General features: G+C 68.7%; 18 protein-coding genes, 4 tRNA genes and 2 pseudogenes. 10 read left to right on the top strand and 14 right to left on the bottom strand.

The features are described 5' to 3' along the window. Window positions 1-191: 191 nt before the first annotated feature. From ASF39_RS05605 to ASF39_RS05580, 6 genes are all read left to right on the top strand, one after another. A complete protein-coding gene (locus ASF39_RS05605; protein WP_055882364.1) occupies window positions 192-620 on the top strand; it encodes a PAS domain S-box protein in 429 nt (142 codons plus the stop codon). A 117-nt stretch (window positions 621-737) separates the two neighbouring features. Continuing rightward, complete coding sequence (gene frc, locus ASF39_RS05600) at window positions 738-1,988, top strand: formyl-CoA transferase (protein WP_055882368.1); 1,251 nt, start codon at window positions 738-740, stop codon at window positions 1,986-1,988. Between the two features lie 207 nt (window positions 1,989-2,195). Then, window positions 2,196-3,401, top strand: coding sequence for an HPP family protein (locus ASF39_RS05595; protein ID WP_056281765.1), 1,206 nt, complete (start codon window positions 2,196-2,198; stop codon window positions 3,399-3,401). A 290-nt stretch (window positions 3,402-3,691) separates the two neighbouring features. Then, complete coding sequence (locus tag ASF39_RS05590) at window positions 3,692-4,063, top strand: CBS domain-containing protein (RefSeq protein WP_244472286.1); 372 nt, start codon at window positions 3,692-3,694, stop codon at window positions 4,061-4,063. Window positions 4,064-4,241: 178 nt separating this feature from the next. Then, window positions 4,242-4,523, top strand: coding sequence for a hypothetical protein (locus tag ASF39_RS05585; protein WP_055882375.1), 282 nt, complete (start codon window positions 4,242-4,244; stop codon window positions 4,521-4,523). A 267-nt stretch (window positions 4,524-4,790) separates the two neighbouring features. Beyond that, the gene (locus ASF39_RS05580; protein ID WP_055882378.1) at window positions 4,791-4,976 is read left to right on the top strand and encodes a hypothetical protein; all 186 of its coding nucleotides are present in this window, start codon (window positions 4,791-4,793) and stop codon (window positions 4,974-4,976) included. A gap of 128 nt (window positions 4,977-5,104) precedes the next feature. On the opposite strand, the gene ASF39_RS05575 is transcribed toward ASF39_RS05580, so the two are convergent. From ASF39_RS05575 to ASF39_RS05565, 3 genes are all read right to left on the bottom strand, one after another. After that, window positions 5,105-5,179: transfer RNA gene (locus ASF39_RS05575), tRNA-Gly, on the bottom strand. A 137-nt stretch (window positions 5,180-5,316) separates the two neighbouring features. Further along, window positions 5,317-5,793: an NUDIX domain-containing protein gene (locus ASF39_RS05570; protein WP_055882381.1), complete on the bottom strand. Its 477-nt coding sequence runs from the start codon at window positions 5,791-5,793 to the stop codon at window positions 5,317-5,319. 7 nt (window positions 5,794-5,800) lie between these two features. Continuing rightward, window positions 5,801-6,499: a fumarylacetoacetate hydrolase family protein gene (locus ASF39_RS05565; protein ID WP_055882384.1), complete on the bottom strand. Its 699-nt coding sequence runs from the start codon at window positions 6,497-6,499 to the stop codon at window positions 5,801-5,803. Window positions 6,500-6,662: 163 nt separating this feature from the next. On the opposite strand from ASF39_RS05565, the gene ASF39_RS05560 reads away from it, so the two are divergent. From ASF39_RS05560 to ASF39_RS05550, 3 genes are all read left to right on the top strand, one after another. Then, complete coding sequence (locus ASF39_RS05560; protein ID WP_056281763.1) at window positions 6,663-8,138, top strand: FAD-binding oxidoreductase; 1,476 nt, start codon at window positions 6,663-6,665, stop codon at window positions 8,136-8,138. A gap of 241 nt (window positions 8,139-8,379) precedes the next feature. Further along, complete coding sequence (locus ASF39_RS05555) at window positions 8,380-8,673, top strand: DUF2218 domain-containing protein (protein ID WP_055882391.1); 294 nt, start codon at window positions 8,380-8,382, stop codon at window positions 8,671-8,673. 128 nt (window positions 8,674-8,801) lie between these two features. Continuing rightward, the gene (locus tag ASF39_RS05550) at window positions 8,802-10,070 is read left to right on the top strand and encodes an aminopeptidase (RefSeq protein WP_056281760.1); all 1,269 of its coding nucleotides are present in this window, start codon (window positions 8,802-8,804) and stop codon (window positions 10,068-10,070) included. Window positions 10,071-10,164: 94 nt separating this feature from the next. On the opposite strand, the gene ASF39_RS05545 is transcribed toward ASF39_RS05550, so the two are convergent. From ASF39_RS05545 to ASF39_RS21075, 11 genes and pseudogenes are all read right to left on the bottom strand, one after another. After that, window positions 10,165-10,238 (bottom strand) — tRNA-Gly (locus tag ASF39_RS05545). Window positions 10,239-10,243: 5 nt separating this feature from the next. Beyond that, a tRNA-Arg gene (locus ASF39_RS05540) sits at window positions 10,244-10,320 on the bottom strand. 182 nt (window positions 10,321-10,502) lie between these two features. After that, window positions 10,503-11,201, bottom strand: a complete 699-nt coding sequence (gene rplA, locus ASF39_RS05535; protein WP_055882397.1) for a 50S ribosomal protein L1 — start codon at window positions 11,199-11,201, stop codon at window positions 10,503-10,505. A gap of 13 nt (window positions 11,202-11,214) precedes the next feature. Continuing rightward, window positions 11,215-11,664: a 50S ribosomal protein L11 gene (rplK, locus tag ASF39_RS05530; RefSeq protein ID WP_055882399.1), complete on the bottom strand. Its 450-nt coding sequence runs from the start codon at window positions 11,662-11,664 to the stop codon at window positions 11,215-11,217. A gap of 212 nt (window positions 11,665-11,876) precedes the next feature. Continuing rightward, window positions 11,877-12,410: a transcription termination/antitermination protein NusG gene (nusG, locus tag ASF39_RS05525; RefSeq protein WP_055882402.1), complete on the bottom strand. Its 534-nt coding sequence runs from the start codon at window positions 12,408-12,410 to the stop codon at window positions 11,877-11,879. Between the two features lie 65 nt (window positions 12,411-12,475). After that, window positions 12,476-12,778 carry a preprotein translocase subunit SecE gene (secE, locus tag ASF39_RS05520; protein WP_056281757.1) on the bottom strand — a complete coding sequence of 101 codons (303 nt, stop codon included), beginning with the start codon at window positions 12,776-12,778 and terminating at the stop codon, window positions 12,476-12,478. 219 nt (window positions 12,779-12,997) lie between these two features. Next, window positions 12,998-13,074, bottom strand: a tRNA-Trp gene (locus tag ASF39_RS05515). 19 nt (window positions 13,075-13,093) lie between these two features. After that, window positions 13,094-13,513: a hypothetical protein gene (locus ASF39_RS21080; RefSeq protein WP_156648410.1), complete on the bottom strand. Its 420-nt coding sequence runs from the start codon at window positions 13,511-13,513 to the stop codon at window positions 13,094-13,096. 116 nt (window positions 13,514-13,629) lie between these two features. Then, window positions 13,630-13,770, bottom strand: a pseudogene (gene tuf / locus ASF39_RS20275) (elongation factor Tu); the annotation flags it as partial. Between the two features lie 77 nt (window positions 13,771-13,847). After that, a pseudogene (tuf, locus tag ASF39_RS05510) lies at window positions 13,848-15,025 on the bottom strand (elongation factor Tu); the annotation flags it as partial. Window position 15,026: 1 nt separating this feature from the next. Continuing rightward, a partial coding sequence (locus ASF39_RS21075; protein WP_244472289.1) for a GTP-binding protein occupies window positions 15,027-15,188 on the bottom strand: 162 nt, incomplete at its 3' end. Window positions 15,189-15,399: 211 nt separating this feature from the next. Here ASF39_RS21075 and ASF39_RS05505 point away from each other — a divergent pair. Next, window positions 15,400-16,077, top strand: coding sequence for a metallophosphoesterase family protein (locus ASF39_RS05505; protein ID WP_156648414.1), 678 nt, complete (start codon window positions 15,400-15,402; stop codon window positions 16,075-16,077). The last annotated feature ends 142 nt before the right edge of the window (window positions 16,078-16,219 follow it).

The raw sequence follows: 16,219 nt of genomic DNA, 5'->3' as shown, positions 1-16,219 counted from the left end.
CCAAATACCAGCAACGGAAGGACATGACAATCAACGCGGCGACGATGTGCCGGCAGCGACGGTCATGGCCCGGCAACTGGAGGAGACGACACGCATGCTGACCATCGGCATCTGTTTTCATCGTCCCGGAAGACGGCCTTCCCCGCCGTCCGCAGCGACCCTCGACCGATAAGGACGCGTCGGGCGAGGCCATGGCACAGGCGATCGACTTCGAACAACTGGTGACGGCGACGGGCGACGCCGTCGTGGTGTCGGATGCGGACGGGGCCATCGTCGTCTGGAACCCCGCCGCCGAGCGCATCTTCGGGTTCACCCCGGAGGAGGCGATCGGTCGGTCCCTCGACCTCATCACCCCGGAGCGCCAACGCCAGCGCCACTGGGACGGCTACGCCAAGACCATGCGGACCGGCGTCACCCGCTACGGCGCCGACGTCCTGCGGGTTCCCGCCCTGCACAAGGACGGACACACCCTCTCGATCGCCTTCACGGTCGGGATGCTGCACGGCCCCGACGGGGCCGTCACCGGGATCGCCGCGATCATCCGCGACGAGACCAAGCGCTGGACCGACGAACGCCAGATGCGCCAGCGCCTGGCCGAGCTCGAAGCCCGCGTCGCCTGAGACCATCCGGGCGAGGCCGGCCCATCCGCCGATCCTCGGCCAACATCACGACCCGGACCGAACCGGGCGCGACACCAACCGACCGACCCGAACAGAATTGACAGGGAGAACGCCGACATGACCCAGCCGCTCGAAGGGATCAAGATCATCGATTTCACCCACGTCCAGGCGGGTCCGGCCTGCACGCAGTTGCTGGCCTGGTTCGGCGCCGACGTGATCAAGGTCGAGCGCCCGGGTTCCGGCGATGTCACCCGCACGCAGCTGCGGCACGTCGAGGACGCCGACGCCCTGTATTTCACGATGCTCAACTCGAACAAGCGTTCGTTGACCCTCGACACCAAGACGGCCCAGGGCAAGGAAGTCCTGGAGAAGCTGATCAAGGACTCCGACGTGATGGTCGAGAACTTCGGCCCCGGCGCGCTCGACCGCATGGGCTTCTCGTGGGCCCGCATCCAGGAGCTCAACCCGGGCATGATCCTCGCCTCGGTGAAGGGGTTCTCGGACGGCCACCATTACGAGGACCTCAAGGTCTACGAGAACGTGGCGCAGTGCGCCGGTGGCGCCGCCTCCACCACCGGTTTCTGGGACGGCCCGCCCACCGTCAGCGCCGCCGCACTCGGTGATTCCAACACCGGCATGCACCTGGCCATCGGCATCCTCACCGCGCTCCACCAGAAGAACAAGACCGGCAAGGGCCAGAAGGTCGCCGTGTCGATGCAGGACTCCGTGCTCAACCTCTGCCGCGTGAAGCTGCGCGACCAGCAGCGCCTCGACGCGCTGGGCTATCTCGAAGAGTATCCCCAGTACCCCCACGGCGAGTTCTCGGACGTGGTGCCGCGCGGCGGCAACGCCGGCGGCGGCGGACAGCCGGGCTGGGTGCTCAAGTGCAAGGGCTGGGAGACCGACCCGAACGCCTACATCTACTTCACCATCCAGGGCCATGCCTGGGCGCCGATCTGCAAGGCGATCGGCAAGCCGGAGTGGGAGAAGGATCCGGCCTACAACACCGCCCGTGCCCGCCAGGACAAGATCATGGACATCTTCGGCACGATCGAGGAGTGGCTGGCCGACAAGACCAAGTTCGAGGCGGTCGACATCCTGCGCAAGTTCGACATCCCGTGCTCGCCGGTGCTGTCGATGAAGGAGCTCTCGGTGGACCCGTCCCTGCGCGCCAGCGGCACGGTGGTCGAGGTCCAGCACCCCAAGCTCGGCTCGTACCTAACCGTTGGCAGCCCGATCAAGTTCTCGGACATGAAGGTCGACATCAAGGCCTCGCCGCTCTTGGGCGAGCACACCGACGAGGTCCTGCGCGACCTCGGCTACACCGAGCAGCAGATCGAGATGCTTCACCAGGAGCACGCCGTCTGAGGCCGCTGCGAGGCTGAGGGCTCTACGCCGCCGGGCCGCCGGCCCGGCCGGCGGACAGGCCTGATCGCACGAGACGATTGACGCGGCGCGCCTTTACCGAGGCGCGCCGTCGTCGTTTCTGCAACTGTCGCGCATGGCCGCCGTCGTCGCTGCGCGGCCGGACGCCGAATCGACACCCCGCCCAGACAACCGAGGTCCATCCCGCCGATGCACCCGTTCCTGCGCCACCTCATCCCGGATGCGAGCCCGCTGAGCCGGCGCGAACGGATCCGCTCGGCCGCCGGCGCCCTCGTCGGCATCCTCGTGACCGGACTGGCGAGCCGGGCGGCGCTCGGGCCCGGAACGGCGCTGCCGGCCCTGATCGCGCCGATGGGCGCCTCGGCCGTTCTGCTGTTCGCTGTCCCGTCGAGCCCGCTCGCCCAGCCGTGGTCGATCCTGGGCGGCAACCTCGTCGCCGCGTTGGTGGGCGTGACCGCCGCCCGGACCGTATCCGATCCGACCCTGGCCGCGGCCCTGGCGATCGGCTGCGCCATCGCGGTGATGATGGCCCTGCGTTGCCTGCATCCGCCCAGCGGCGCCGTGGCCCTCACCGCGGTGCTCGGCGGCCAGCAGATCCACGACCTCGGCTACGGCTTCGTGCTGTGGCCGGTGGGCGCGAACTCGCTTCTGCTCCTGACCGTCGCGCTCCTGTTCAACAACCTTACCGGCCGTGCCTATCCTCAGGGCCCGGCCAAGGCGCCGCGCGTCCAGGCCGCCACCGCCGCATCGCCCTCGGGCCGCGCCGGCATCACCGCCGCCGACCTCGACGCGGTCCTCAGGGACTACGACCGGCTGCTCGATGTCGGCCGCGCCGATCTGGAGGCGATCCTGCTGCGCGCCCAGATCCTGGCGCACCGGCGCCGGCCCGGCCAGGCCACCTGCGCCGACCTGATGACCCGGGACGTGATCGGGGTGGCGCCCGAAGCGCCCCTGGCCGAGGCCCTCGACCTCCTGCGCCGCCACCACGTCAAGGCGCTGCCGGTGACGGACGAGGCCGCGCGCATCCTCGGCATCGTCACGCAGACGGACCTCCTCGACAAGGCCGTGTGGGAGCGTGCCGGACCGCGGCTCGGCCTCGCGCGCCGGATCCGCCTGACGCTGATGCGGGGCCGAGCGCCCCACGGCTGCGTCGAGGACATCATGACCGCCCCGGTCAGGACGGCGCGGATGGAGACGCCGGTCTCGGACCTCGTCCTGTGGATGTCGCAGGGTGGCCTCCACCACCTGCCCGTGGTCGGCGCGGACGGGAGGCTCGTCGGGATCGTCTCCCAGACCGACCTCGTCACCGAACTGCTCGCCGACGCCGGCCAGCGGGCCCGCCCCGCGAGCGCCGAGGACGCGCCCGTCGCCATGCCGGTCTACGCCGGGGCCTGACCCGACGGGTCCGGCAGAAGGGCTCGCGGCCGAGCCTTCGGCGACGATCGCTGCATTGCAGCATAATGCCGTCTCGGGCGTAACGCGGGATCGATCGACGGTCGGGCACCATCACGGCTCGTCGGGCCTTCGGTCGCAGCCCGTGCCGACTTCACGGCGACCGGAGAAATAACGCCACCCCGAGGATTGACAGGCGATACCTGGTATACCAGTCCTTTCGCGACCAAAAAGAAGAACGGGAGGCGGACATCGTGGGTGCGAGCCTACAGGCCGGCGGTGCGGCACCTCGCATGCGTTACCTGCGCATGGATCGCTCGGTGCGGGACGCGGTCTCGCTCCTGGCGCAGCCCGATGTCGATGCCATCGTCGTGATCGACGGGGGGCGCCCGGAGGACGGGTCCATCGTCGGGATCGTCACCGAGCGCGACATCTTCCGGGCCATGGCGACCGGCGGCCTCGAAATCCTCGACGGACTGGTCTGGATGATCACCAAGACCGATTTCGTGTCCGTGGACGTGACGATGCCGCGCGCCGAGCGGTTGGCCCAGTTCTGCACGCATCGGACCGACCAGATCGCGATCATGGACGGTTTCGCACTCAAGTCCGTGCAGAGCATCTGGGACTGCGTCGCGGCGGCGTGCCCGGATCCCGGCCCGGCATGACCTGCCATGCGATGGCGCTTCGCACCGACGCCGTTGTCCTTTCGGGCTGGTCGACTTAATTCATGCATAGGCTTGCGAGAGAGCGGAGCGCCGCCGGGTCCGCGCGCGACGCGCCGCCAAAGACATGCCGCCAAAACGTGCTGCCGAAGACGTGCCGCCAGAAAAGGGATGCCCAGCGATGAGCTATCTGACGATCCTCGAATGTCCGGTCACGTACAACGACGCCGACAGCTACGAACAGTCGAGCATCGACATGTGCCCGACCGTGGGCATCACGCAGGGCCTGGTGAGCCGCCACGTCAAGGTTCAGGATTCCAGGCTCCTCGTGGTCTGCATCTGGAAGGACCGCGCGGACAGCGAGCTGGTCTTCGACACCGAGTGGTACGCCAAGGCTGAGGAACGGTGGGGAAGCGATTATCAGCTTCGCCTCGAAACGCTCGGCGCCACCAGCGCCGCTTGAGGCTGGCGCACGGGGAAGGCGCCGCCGTGTCCGTCCCCGGACAGGAACGCGCGAAGCCGCGTCCGCGGCGTCGTTCCTGAATGCGAGACCCCGTGCCTGGTCGGCATCGGTGGATCCGGCGAGGGGTGCCGCCTCCGCGCCACGAGGGCTGCAGTCTTGCGGGGACGACAGCCGGCGTTTCGGGGAGGGGGCCGATCCTGACGCGGGCATGGGCCCCTCTGCGCGGCGAGGCCCCCTCGTCCCGGCGATCACTTTGAAAGCGATACAATGTCGTCTTCCTACAACACGTTGGTGCTGTACGGTTTCCTCCTGATCGTCGGAGGCTTGCTCCTGGCTCTGCGGGCGCGGCGCGCAGTCGACGGCCCGGCGAAGAGCAAGTCCCTTTCCCTGGCGGGCGTCATCGTCGTCAGCGGTCTCGGCTTCTGGGCCGCCAGCATCCTGATGGACACGTAGTCGCCCGGGTTCGTCCTCGGCGGCCCCGCGCGGGCGTCGGCGAGCCCCTGGCCGTCACGAACGCCACCGGAAACGACAAAGGCCATCCGAAGATGGCCTTTCGATCGCTGTCGATTGTCGAGATGAATTGGAGCGGGCGAAGGGATTCGAACCCTCGACCCCAACCTTGGCAAGGTTGTGCTCTACCCCTGAGCTACACCCGCTCACAAACCGCGCCGCCGAGAGAGTGTCGCCCGGCGGCCCCGGACGGCGTCTCTAAACACCATTCCGACGGCTGTGGCAAGCGCCGAAATCGCCCGGATCGTAGCCGGCGCGTTTTCTCCTGACGTTTCGCCCAAGATCACCAGACCGCGGCCGGAAGCAGGCCGTGGCGGATTTCGTCGAGACGGTCGCGGGTGGCGCGGGTGGTCTCGGCGGGAAGGGCATCGAGCGGGAAGAAGCCGCAGGCGGCGATCTCCCGGTCCGGCGCCTTGTCCCTCAGGACGGTGAAGACCGGCGCCACGAAGAGCGCGACGTGGTCGCGGCCGGCGCTGGCGCGGTTGTGGTGGAAACCGTGCAGCCGCAGGGGCACGGCCGGGTCCACCGCGATCTCCGCCTCCTCCCGGAACTCCCGCGCCATGGCGGTGGGCGCGTCCTCGCCGGGCTCGATGCCCCCGCCCGGCAGGTGCCAGCCGGAGACGTAGGTGTGGCGAACGAGGCAGACGCGGCCCCGGTCGTCGATGGCCGCACCGCGGACCCCCAGCGTCATGCCGCGCTGGACGAGGGCACCGAGGTGGAACAGCCTCCGAAAGAGGGGACGATCGAGGAGCGGGGGCACCGGGCGCTCAGGTCACGACGAGGCTGATGGCGCCCAGCCCCGCCACGGCCGCCGTCATGGTCTGGCCGCGCGAGACCGGGCCGACGCCGGAGGGCGTGCCCGTGAAGACGAGATCGCCCGGCGCCAAGGCGAAATAGGTGGAGAGCAGAGCGATTTGCTCGGGCAGCGACCAGATCATGTCGGAGAGGTCGCCGGTCTGGCGCCGCTGGCCGTCGAGATCGAGGGTGATCGCCCCGGCCGAGGGATGCCCGACCGCCTCGGCCCGGTGCAGCGGGCCGATCGGTGCCGACAGGTCGGAGGCCTTGCCGAGGTCCCAGGGGCGCGCCAGTTTCTTGGCGTCGTCCTGGAGGTCGCGCCGGGTCATGTCGAGGCCGATGGCGTAGCCGTAGACATGGGCCAGCGCCCGCTCCGCCGGGATGTCGCTGCCGCCCTCCCCCAGGGCCGCCACCAGCTCCACTTCGAAATGGTAGTTGTCGGTGCGCGGCGGATAGGGATGCTCGGCGGTCGCCCCGGGCGAGACCACCTGCAGGGTGTCGGCCGGCTTCATGAAGAAGAACGGCGGCTCGCGGTCGGGGTCGGACCCCATTTCGCGGGCGTGCGCAGCGTAGTTGCGGCCGATGCAATAGACCCGGCGCACCGGAAAGAGGTCGTCGCTGCCGACGATCGGCAGGACCACCCGAGGCGGGTTGGGGATGACGGACAGCATGGGATGGCCTCACGGCGGGAGATCGCGGCGATCCGCGACCGGATGGGATGATCGGCCCGCCTGCAAAGGCACGGCCATCGGGCTATCATAGGCCTCGCGCATCGAGGCGTCAGCGCCGGTCTTCGTAACCGGTCGATCCCGCTCCGGAGACGGAAAAAAGCCCATGACTTCACCCGCGACGCTGCTGGCGACCCTGTCCGAGCGACTGGGAGGCCGCCACGTCCTCACCGAGGCCGACACCATGGCCCCGGCCATGGTCGAGTCGCGGGGGCTCTACCGGGGCCACGCCCTCGCCGTGGTGCGCCCTGCCGATACCGCCGAGGTCGCCTTCGTCGTCGCGGCCTGCGCCGAGGCGCGAGTGCCGGTGGTGGCGCAGGGGGGCAACACCGGCCTCGTCGGCGGTGGCGTGCCGGAGGGCGGCATCGTGCTGTCGCTGGTGCGGCTCGACCGGGTCCGGGCCCTCGATCCCGTCGGCTCCACGATCACGGTGGAGGCCGGGGTGACGCTGGCCGACGTGCAGGCCGCCGCCGACGGCGCAGGGCTGCTGTTCCCGCTCTCGCTCGCCTCGGAGGGGTCGTGCCGAATCGGCGGCAACCTCGCCACCAACGCCGGCGGCACCGCCGTGCTCGCCTACGGCAACACCCGCGACCTGACCCTCGGGCTCGAGGTGGTGCTGGCCGACGGCAGGGTCTGGAACGGGCTCAAGGCCCTGCGCAAGAACAACGCCGGCTATGACCTCAAGCACCTCTTCGTGGGCTCCGAGGGAACGTTGGGCATCGTCACCGCCGCGGTCCTCAAGCTGTTCCCGAAGCCGCATGCGAGGGCGGTCGCCTTCGTCGGCCTCGCGTCGCCGCAGGCGGCCCTCGCCCTGTTCGAGCGCCTGCGGGGCGCAGCCGGGGCTGACCTGACCGCCTTCGAATACATTCCCCGGTTCGGGCTCGAGATCGTGCTCAAGCACTTGGCGGGCGCCCGCCGGCCCCTCGACGGCGAGCACGCCGCCTATGCGCTCATCGAACTCTCGGCCACGCGCCCCGACGCCGCCCCCGACGACGAGCTCACGGCGTTGCTGTCGGGCGCCATCGAGGAGGGGCTCGTCGACGATGCGACCATCGCGTCGAGCGGGACGCAGGCCGAGGCGCTCTGGGCCCTGCGCGAAAACCTCTCGGAGGTGCAGGGCCGGGAGGGTGGCTCGATCAAGCACGACGTGTCGGTGCCGCTCGGGCGCCTCGCCGATTTCCTGGACGAGGCCACCGCCGCCTGCGAGGCCGCGATGCCGGGCCTGCGCGTCTGCGCCTTCGGCCACTTCGGCGACGGCAACATCCACTTCAACCTCAGCCAGCCGGTGGGCATGGACAAGGCCGCCTATCTCGCCGAATGGGGTCGCTTCAATCGCATCGTTCACGACATCGTGCAGGCTATGGACGGCTCCATCGCCGCCGAGCACGGCATCGGCCGGATCAAGCGCGACGAACTGGCACGCTACGGCGATCCCGTCGGGCTGGATCTCATGCGTTGTCTCAAGAAGGCGTTGGACCCCAACGGCATTCTCAACCCCGGGAAGGTCATTCCCTCCGAGGGAGCGTCCGGGTGTTCGGCGGCGGACCACCCCGAGACGGCCCCATTCTCTACCCAGACTTGAGGCCGGACCAAAAACTTTCCACGCCGACGAGGGATTGTGCGTCGCACAAATCCGGGTGACACTATCATATGCATTGCAGCGGAAGGCGGGGGATTGCGGCGGGTCCGTTAGCCCCCCGTTAACCGGCGGGACACCATTTTCGAAGGCGTGACCCCGCCCTGGATGTCCGGTTTTCGGATCCGCTGCACCGCCGTTGTCCGGACCGATCCGGATCGCGGCCTGACCGTTAGGAGACGACGTGATGCCGACTTCCCAGGCCCGTGTGCCCACCGCCGAGGCCACCCGCTACCTCAAGCAGCTGTGCCGGCACTGGAGCCACAAGTTCCCCGTGGAGACGACGGACGCCCATGGCACTGTGCCGTTCGGCGAGGACCGGGTCTGCACCTTCGAGGCCGAAGCCGACGCCCTGCTGATGCGGGTGGTGACCCCTGACCCGGCCGGATTGACCCGCCTCGAGAACGTGGTCTCGGACCACCTGCTGCGCTTCGCCTTCCGCGAGAACCTCGGCGAGATCCGCTGGTCTCGCGCTGCTTGACCTGTCGCCCGGCCCGCTGATCTTCTAGGGCATCGGACCGAAAGGTGGTTGCCGGCGCTCGGAGACCTCCGATCCGCCGGACCCACCTTCCTCCCCGTCGAGGGGAAGCCAAGCGGCAAGGTTGAGCGATGACGAACGAAGCGGGGTTTGCCGTGGCGAACGGGCTTAGCCACGAGGAGCGCCTCGCGCGCCTCGCCCGGGTGGCGGTCAACGTCGGGCTGGGCCTCAGGGCCGGCCAGGAGCTGGTGATCACCGCTCCGCTGGAGACGGTGCCCCTCGTGCGGGCCATCACCGAGGAGGCCTACAGGGCCGGTGCCTCCCTCGTCACGACCTTCTATTCCGACGATGCCGCCACCCTGGCACGCTTTGCCCATGCCCCCGACGCGGCCTTCGACGTCGCCGCGGGCTGGCTCTACGCCGGCATGGCCGAGGCCTATCGCAACGGCGCGGCGCGGCTCGCCATCGCGGGTGACGACCCCTCGCTGCTGTCGGGGCAGGACGCGGCCAAGGTGTCGCGTGCCAACCGCGCCCGCTCGAAGGCCTACGTTCCCGCCCTCGAACTCATCGCCAACTTCTCGATCAATTGGACCATCGTATCGGCGGCCACCCTGCCCTGGGCGCGGACGGTGTTCCCGCACGATCCGGATACGATGGCCCTGGCCAAGCTGTGGGACGCGATCTTCGCCGCTTCGCGCATCGACGGTGACGATCCGGTCGCCGCCTGGGAGGCCCACAACGCGGCCCTGCGCGCCCGCACCGAGACCCTGAACCGGCACCGCTTCGCCGCCCTGCGCTTCAAGGGGCCTGGCACCGACCTGACGGTGGGTCTCGCCGACGACCACGAATGGTGCGGCGGCGCCTCGACCGCCCGCAACGGCGTCGTCTGCAACGCCAACATCCCCACCGAGGAGGTCTTCACGACGCCTCACAAGGCGCGGGTGGACGGGTTCGTGACCAGCACCAAGCCGCTGTCCTACCAGGGCACCCTGATCGAGGGCATCACGGTGCATTTCGCGCAAGGGCGGATCGTCGAAGCCTCGGCCCGCACCGGCGGCGACGTCCTCGCCAAGGTGCTCGACACCGACGAGGGCGCCAGGCGGCTCGGCGAGGTCGCCCTGGTGCCGGCGTCCTCCGCGATCTCGGCCTCCGGCCTCCTGTTCTACAACACCCTCTACGACGAGAACGCGGCCAGCCACATTGCGCTCGGCCAAGCCTACAGCAAGTGCTTCCGCAACGGCGGCGAAGGCATGAGCGAAGAGGATCTGGCGGCCCGCGGCGCCAACCGCAGCCTGATCCATATCGACTGGATGATCGGCTCGTCGGAGGTCGATGTCGACGGCCTCACCCTGGAGGGCCGCGCCGTGCCGGTGATGCGCGCGGGCGAGTGGATCGACTAGCGGACGGCGCGTTATCGCAGCCCAGCCCCGGGTGTTGGTCGCCTTCGACGAAGCCGATGGCGTTAGCGCCGATTCATCTGAAGGATGTCGAAGGTGGAGCGGGTACCGGGAATCGAACCCGGGTATTCAGCTTGGAAGGCTGCTGCTCTACCATTGAGCTACACCCGCATCTTTGGCGCACCCGACACGATTCGAACGTGTGACCTTTGCCTTCGGAGGGCAACGCTCTATCCAGCTGAGCTACGGGTGCTGACCGGGGGCAGGCATAGCCCATGACGTGGGCCTGTGCAACGCCGATTGCCCTGGTCGACCATGACGGCGACGACGCCCGTCGCTTCGAGGCTGGAACACACGAAAACGCCCGGCCGCATGGGCCGGGCGTTGACGAACGTCTCGGACGGCGATCCCGGCGTACCGGGACGCCGGTCCCGGTCAGGCGCCGAGCACGCTCGCCGGCTCGACCTTGACGCCGGGGCCCATCGAGGAGGTCACGGCGACGCGCTGGATGTAGGTGCCCTTGGCGCCGGCGGGCTTCGCCTTGGCCACGGCATCCGCGAACGCCTTGATGTTCTCGACGAGCTTGTCGGCATCGAACGAGACCTTGCCGATGCCGGCGTGCACGATGCCGGCCTTCTCGACGCGGAACTCCACCGAGCCGCCCTTGGCGCCGGCGACGGCACCCTTGACGTCCATGGTGACGGTGCCGACCTTCGGGTTCGGCATCAGGCCGCGCGGGCCCAGAACCTTACCGAGGCGCCCGACGAGGGGCATCATGTCCGGGGTCGCGATGCAGCGGTCGAACTCGATCTTGCCGCTCTGGACGATCTCGAGGAGATCCTCCGCTCCGACGATGTCGGCGCCGGCGGCGCGGGCGTCATCGGCCTTGGCGCCGCGGGCGAACACCGCCACCCGCACCGTCCGGCCGGAGCCGTTGGGGAGGTTGCAGACGCCGCGGACCATTTGGTCGGCGTGGCGCGGGTCGACGCCGAGGTTCATCGAGACCTCGACGGTCTCGTCGAACTTGGCGCTGGCCTTGTCCTTCACGAGCTTGATCGCTTCGTCGATGGTGTAGAGCTTGAGCGCGTCGATGCCCTCGCGGGCGGCGCGGATACGCTTGCCTTCGTGTGCCATGGTACCCTCCCCCTCAGGCGACGATGTCGAGGCCCATGGCCCGCGCGGAGCCACGGATCATCGCGACGGCGGCATCAACCGAGTCGCAGTTCAGGTCGGGCATCTTCTTCTCGGCGATCTCGCGAAGCTGGGCTTCGGAGACCTTGCCCACCGTCGGGCCCTTGCCCGGGGTCTTGGAGCCGGAGGCCGGCTTCTTGCCGATCTTCAGGCCGGCGGCCTTCTTGAGGAAGAAGGTGACCGGCGGCTGCTTCATCTCGAAGGTGAAGCTGCGGTCCTGGTAGGCCGTGATCACGACCGGGATCGGCGTGCCCTTCTCGATCTGCGCGGTCTTCGCATTGAAGGCCTTGCAGAATTCCATGATGTTGAGGCCGCGCTGACCGAGCGCGGGACCGATCGGCGGCGACGGATTGGCGGCGCCGGCCGGGACCTGAAGCTTCACGTAACCCGTGATCTTCTTCGCCATGGGGACTGCTCCCAAAGAAATGTCCGCCGCCCGGCTGCCTGGAGCACGGTCGGTTCGGACGGTTGCAGGTCGCGGTGCGGCCCGTGGACCCCGGCGGCGAACCGGGCGGACCTCCCGCGTGTGATGGGGCGAGTAGAGAATGGCGAGTAGCGAGTAGAGGGCGCGCGGCCGTCCCTATTCGCTATTCGCTACTCCCTATTCGCTCCTTACGATCAGGCCTTCTCGACCTGGGCGTATTCCAGTTCCACCGGAGTGGCGCGACCGAAGATCGAGACGGCGACCTTGAGGCGCGAGCGGCTCTCGTCGATTTCCTCGACGGTACCGTTGAAGGAGGCGAAGGGACCATCGGCGACGCGGACGATCTCGCCGATCTCGAAGGAGATCGAGGGCTTGGGCCGATCGACGCCTTCGGCGACCTGGCCCTTGATCCGCTCGGCCTCGGCGTCGGGGATCGGCACCGGCTTCGACTTGTCGGCACCGAGGAAGCCGGTGACCTTGGGGGTGTTCTTGATGAGGTGGTAGACCTCGTCGGTGAGGTCGCATTTCACGAGGACGTAGCCGGGGAAGAACTTGCGCTCGGCATCGACCTTGCGGCCGCGGCGAACCTCCACGACCTTCTCGGTCGGCACCATCACCTCGTCGAACAGCTCGAGCAGGCCACGCTGGGCCGCCTGGTCCTTGATGGACTGCGCGACCTTGTTCTCGAAGTTCGAGTAGGCGTGGACGATGTACCAGCGCTTCGACACGGTTCTCACCAAATCCTGACGTCGGTCGGCCCGGGCACCAAGCGCCGGACGGGCCGAGGAATGCGTTAGGCCCCGACCCCGAGGATCAGGGTCACGAGGTAGCGCAGAACCTGATCCACCGCCGTGAAGAACAGGCTCGCGGCGACGACCATCACGAAGACCATGATCGTCGTGACGACGGTCTCCTTGCGGCTCGGCCAAGTGACCTTGCGGCCCTCGTCCCGGACCTGGCCGAAGAACTCGAACGGCCCGACGCGCTTGGGTGCGGGCCGCACCGGGGGCGTCGCCCGGGGGGGCGTCGGAGACGACGGACCACGCGCGTTGCCGCGCGCCGCCTCGATTTTCTTCGTCGCTTCGTTCGATGCCATGGCGCTAACAGCAGAGGGGATCGGGCCGGGACCGAAGGGACGCGCCGTCCACGGCACTGGGGGAGCCAGCAGCGGCAGCATCCATCGCTCTCGGAATGGAACCGCTCTATCGCAAGTTTAAAGGCTTGTCGACTGGGCGGGTTCGTCGAACGCACCGGAGCCGGGATCTGGTCGGATCATCCCGTGTGGTGGTCGACGCGGCACGTGACGGTGCCGAACTGGCAGGAGTGGAGGGACTCGAACCCGCAACCTCCGGTTTTGGAGACCGGCGCTCTGACCAGTTGAGCTACACTCCTACGCGGCACGCTCCATGCCTCAACATCGCGCCCGACGCAAGGGAGCCGGGCCCCGCTCGTGCAGATTCACCGCCCGATGCGCGTTCGAGTTTGCGCCTGACGATCCGCTCGACGGTCGCAGGATGGCGGCGTGGCGCTGTGCATCCTTCTGACCGGCGACGCTCCGGCGGATGTTGCCGAGGAGGTCCGCGAACCGACCGAGGACGATGTGCTCGGGATCGTCATCGTCGAATGTGACGGCGGCGGCCGGTACGTCGCTGCACAGGATCGAGAGGACGTCCTCCCGAAACGCCGGAACGGTCGCGCGACCCTGGGACGAGCGCGCGTTGCCCGATGAGCTTTGCGCGCCCGCCGGTGCTGCCAGGGTCGATAAGGCTGCCGCCGGGATGGCGCGCCCGGAGGGCCCATCGGCCACCGGTCGCGACGAGATCGACGCCATGAGACGGCCTCGCGGCCTGCAATCCAGGGTCCGAGAACAACGACGCCGACGACCCGTCAAGGCGGGTCGCCGGCGCGATCGTGGACAACCGAAGGTGGATCCGGTTGGCTCCGGCCTCAGTCGTTGATGGCGGCGACGACGCCGGCGCCGACGGTGCGACCGCCCTCGCGGATGGCGAAGCGCAGCTTCTCTTCCATGGCCACCGGCACGATCAGGGTGACGTCCATGGTCACGCTGTCACCCGGCATCACCATCTCAGGGTGCGGGACGCGGATTCANGCGGGTCGCCGGCGCGATCGTGGACAACCGAAGGTGGATCCGGTTGGCTCCGGCCTTAGTCGTTGATGGCGGCGACGACGCCGGCGCCGACGGTGCGACCGCCCTCGCGGATGGCGAAGCGCAGCTTCTCTTCCATGGCCACCGGCACGATCAGGGTGACGTCCATGGTCACGCTGTCACCCGGCATCACCATCTCGGTGCCCTCGGGCAGCTCGCACACGCCGGTCACGTCCGTGGTGCGGAAGTAGAACTGCGGACGGTAGTTGGTGAAGAACGGCGTGTGGCGGCCGCCCTCCTCCTTAGTCAGGATGTAGGCCTCGGCCTTGAACTTGGTGTGGGGCTTGACCGAGCCCGGCTTGCACACGACCTGGCCGCGCTCGACGTCCTCGCGCTTGGTGCCGCGCAGGAGCACGCCGACGTTGTCGCCGGCCTGGCCCTGGTCGAGCAGCTTGCGGAACATCTCGACGCCCGTGACCGTGGTGGTCTGGGTGTCGCGGATCCCGACGATCTCCACGGTCTCGCCGACCTTGACGATGCCGCGCTCGACGCGACCGGTCACCACCGTGCCGCGGCCCGAGATCGAGAACACGTCCTCGATCGGCATCAGGAACGGCTTGTCGATCGGACGCTCCGGCTGCGGGATGTACTCGTCGACCGTCTTCATCAGCGCGATGACGGCGTCGTGGCCGACGGCCTTGTCGCCGTTGTCGAGCGCCACCTTGGCCGAACCCTTGGTGATCGGGATGTCGTCGCCGGGGAAGTCGTACTTCGAGAGGAGCTCGCGCACCTCCATCTCSACGAGCTCGAGGAGCTCGGCGTCGTCGACRAGGTCGACCTTGTTGAGGAACACCACGAGTGCGGGCACGCCGACCTGGCGGGCGAGCAGGATGTGCTCGCGGGTCTGGGGCATCGGGCCGTCGGCCGCCGAYACMACCAGGATSGCGCCGTCCATCTGCGCCGCACCCGTGATCATGTTCTTCACGTAATCCGCGTGGCCGGGGCAATCGACGTGGGCGTAGTGCCGGTTGGCGGTCTCGTACTCGACGTGGGCCGTCGAGATCGTGATRCCGCGCGCCTTCTCCTCGGGCGCCTTGTCGATCTGGTCGTAGGCCGTGAACGTCGCCCCGCCCGACTCGGCCAGGACCTTCGTGATCGCCGCCGTCAGCGACGTCTTGCCGTGGTCCACGTGACCGATCGTGCCGATGTTGCAATGCGGCTTCGTGCGAGCAAACTNGGGCGCCTTGTCGATCTGGTCGTAGGCCGTGAACGTCGCCCCGCCCGACTCGGCCAGGACCTTCGTGATCGCCGCCGTCAGCGACGTCTTGCCGTGGTCGACGTGACCGATCGTGCCGATGTTGCAATGCGGCTTCGTGCGAGCAAACTTCTCTTTGGCCATTGCCGAGATACACCTGTTCCAGGTCGAAATTCGGCGCCCGCTTACGATTCTTCGCCCGGTTCCGCAAGGGCCACGTCGGCGGGTCGCTCGACCGGAGCGATGTCGGACCGCCGCGGTCGCTACGATCGCGCGTGACGGTGGTATCGTGTCGGGGTTCGACGAGCGGTTCGGCCCGGTGGTCGCGCCGCGTCGAACGTCCGGGGACCGAGACCTGCCGATGGAGACCCTCACCTACGCCGTCGGCGACATCCACGGCTGCCGCGATGCCCTCGACCGGCTCCTGGCCGCGATCGGGCGACACGCCGCCGGGCGTTGCCGCCGGCTCGTCTTTCTCGGCGACTACGTCGATCGCGGGCCCGATAGCGCCGGGGTGGTCTCGGCCCTGAGAGCCCTGCAGGCGCGCGAGCCCGGTGCCGTCACCTGCCTCATGGGCAACCACGAGGCCCTGATGGCCGAAGCCTACCGCACCGGGCTGGGGACCACGACGTGGCTCGAGAATGGCGGCATCGCCACCCTCGCCTCGTTCGGCATCGACGATCCGGAGGCGTTGCCTCACGACGTCCTCGGTTGGATCGCCCGGTTGCCCACCGTCCACGAGGATGCCCGGCGTTATTTCGTTCACGCCGGCTTCCGGCCGGAGCGCCCCGGCATCGACCCCGACGTCCGCACCCGCCTCTGGATCCGCGAGCCCTTCCTCGGGACCGATTTCGACTTCGGCAAGCACGTGGTCCACGGCCACAGCCCGCAGAAGTCCGGCCGACCGGATTTGCGCCGCAACCGCAGCAACCTCGACACCGCCTGCGTGTTCGGGCGGACCCTGACGGCGGCGGTCTTCACCGATGCCGAGCCGGCGCCGGTGGACATCCTGCAGGTCGACGCGCGGCTTTGACCGCCCGTCCCGATCGACCCCGCATGGCGCCTGTGCCGGCCGTTCCGCGAACCGTTGCCGGCGGTCGCGATCACGACGGCCCTCGGAACAGTTCCTCTCATCCCGAGGTAACCCTTTCACGGGACCAGTCTCGTTGTGAAAG

This window comes from Methylobacterium sp. Leaf108, from assembly GCF_001423265.1.
GTDB lineage: Bacteria > Pseudomonadota > Alphaproteobacteria > Rhizobiales > Beijerinckiaceae > Methylobacterium.
The sequence above is the reverse complement of the archived record's forward strand: the minus strand, read 5'-3'. Positions and strand labels throughout refer to the sequence as shown.